This window comes from Saccharopolyspora sp. NPDC002686 (genome assembly GCF_040295745.1).
GTDB lineage: Bacteria > Actinomycetota > Actinomycetes > Mycobacteriales > Pseudonocardiaceae > Saccharopolyspora > Saccharopolyspora oryzae.
Genome location: NZ_JBEOVY010000612.1, coordinates 1 through 2,066 on the forward strand (window position 1 = coordinate 1; position 2,066 = coordinate 2,066).

The following is a 2,066-nucleotide window of genomic DNA, read 5'->3' on the forward strand; positions in this document are numbered from 1 at the left end:
GTTCCTCGCAGCCAGTCCCCCGACTCCCTCATTACCGCTCTCTTGGAATTTGCGTCCGGAGACGCGACAGGGGGACCCCGATCGAGGTCGGGGTCCCCCTGGTCGGACTGAGATCAGGCCATCGTGTGGCGGACGATCGTCTGGTCGCGGCCCGGGCCGACGCCGACGGCCGAGACGCGGGCGCCCGAGAGCTCTTCGATGCGCTGGATGTAGGCCTGCGCGTTGGCCGGCAGGTCCTCGAAGGTGCGGGCGTCGCTGATGTCCTCCCACCAGCCCGGCATCTCCTCGTACACCGGGACCGCGTGGTGCACGCCGGTCTGCGTCATCGGCATCTCGGTGACCCGCTCGCCGTCCACGTCGTAGGCCACGCAGACCGGGATGGTCTCGAGCCCGGACAGCACGTCCAGCTTGGTCAGGAAGTAGTCGGTGATGCCGTTGGTGCGGGTCGCGTAGCGCGCGATCACCGCGTCGAACCAGCCGGTGCGCCGCGAGCGGCCGGTGGTGACGCCGAACTCGCCGCCCTGCTTGCGCAGGTTCTCGCCGGCCTCGTCGGTGAGCTCGGTCGGGAACGGACCGGCGCCGACGCGGGTGGTGTAGGCCTTCAGGATGCCGATCACGGCGCCGATCTTCGTCGGCCCGATGCCGGATCCGGCGCAAGCGCCGCCGGAGGTCGGGTTCGACGAGGTCACGAACGGGTAGGTGCCGTGGTCGACGTCGAGCAGGGTGCCCTGCGAGCCCTCCAGCAGCACCGTCTCGTCGCGCTCCAGCGCCTGGTTGATCAGCAGCTTGGTGTCGGCGATCCGGTGGGCGAACTTCTCGCCCTGGGACAGCACGGTGTCCACGACCTCGTCGACGTCCATCGCCCGGCGGTTGTAGACCTTGACCAGGATCTGGTTCTTCACGTCGAGGGCGGCCTCGACCTTCTGCCGCAGGATCTTCTCGTCCAGCAGGTCCTGCGCGCGGACGCCGACGCGGGCGATCTTGTCCTGGTAGCAGGGGCCGATGCCGCGACCGGTGGTGCCGATCTGCTTCTTGCCCAGGTACCGCTCGGTGACCCGGTCGATGGCCACGTGGTACGGCATGATCAGGTGCGCGTCGGCGGACAGCAGCAGCCGCGAGGTGTCCACGCCGCGCTCCTCCAGCCCGGCCAGCTCCTCGAGCAGCACGCCGGGGTCGACGACCACGCCGTTGCCGATCACGTTGGTCACCCCGGGGGTCAGGATCCCCGACGGGATGAGGTGCAGGGCGAAGTCCTGCCCGTCGGGCAGCACGACGGTGTGACCCGCGTTGTTGCCGCCTTGGTAGCGGACGACCCACTGCGCCTGCTCGCCGAGCAGGTCGGTCGCCTTACCCTTGCCCTCGTCGCCCCACTGGGCGCCGATCAGCACGATCGCCGGCATGTGAAACTCCAACCTGGACTGGGCGGGGTGGTCGCCAGCGTGACCGCACGCTTCGCCCGTTCCCACCACGGGGTATGCCGGTCGATCAGGGTAAACCAGGAGCGAAACGTGAGTACCACCGCATTGTCCTGCGGAAACGTTGACCGCGCAGCGCGTCCGTCCGGTGACGGTGTGCAATGGTTCGATCTGCCGGTCACGCCGACCCGCCAGGACCTGGACCCGCTGCTCGCCGAAACCTCGGAACGCCTGGTCGTGCACGGCACCGACGCCGACTTCGCCTCGGTGGTCCTGCGCCTGCTCCGCAAGAACCGGCTGGCCGACCTGGTGGTGGGCTACGTGCCGGTCGAGGACTCCCCGGCGGCTCAGCTGTGGGGGCTGCGGGCCGGCGACTTCGAGCGCGCGCTGACCGCCGAGCCCCGCCCGTCGGCGCTGATCCGCGACGACTCGGGCGGCGTGCTGCTCGGCGCCGGGACCATCGAGCCGATCACCGGCCAGGTGTACTGCGACGACAACCGGGTGCTCGACGGGAGTGCGCTGAGCATCACCATTTCGCCTGATCCCGACGCCACGCCGCTGCCGGAGTCCACCCCGGACCCGATGAACGCGATGCTCGACCCGGCGATGGACGGACTGCTGGTCACGACGGTCCGCCGCGGTCTGTTCCGC

The 2,066-nt window shown here is 69.8% G+C and carries 2 protein-coding genes; one reads left to right on the plus strand and one right to left on the minus strand.

Annotated features, from left to right (window positions below):
- Nucleotides 1–113 precede the first annotated feature (113 nt).
- Complete coding sequence (locus ABTZ89_RS38240; RefSeq protein ID WP_270952951.1) at nucleotides 114–1,400, minus strand: adenylosuccinate synthase; 1,287 nt, start codon at nucleotides 1,398–1,400, stop codon at nucleotides 114–116.
- A gap of 171 nt (nucleotides 1,401–1,571) precedes the next feature.
- Between ABTZ89_RS38240 and ABTZ89_RS38245 the strand changes: the two genes are divergently transcribed.
- Nucleotides 1,572–2,066: hypothetical protein (locus ABTZ89_RS38245; protein ID WP_351054281.1), on the plus strand; the 495-nt coding region annotated here is incomplete at its 3' end.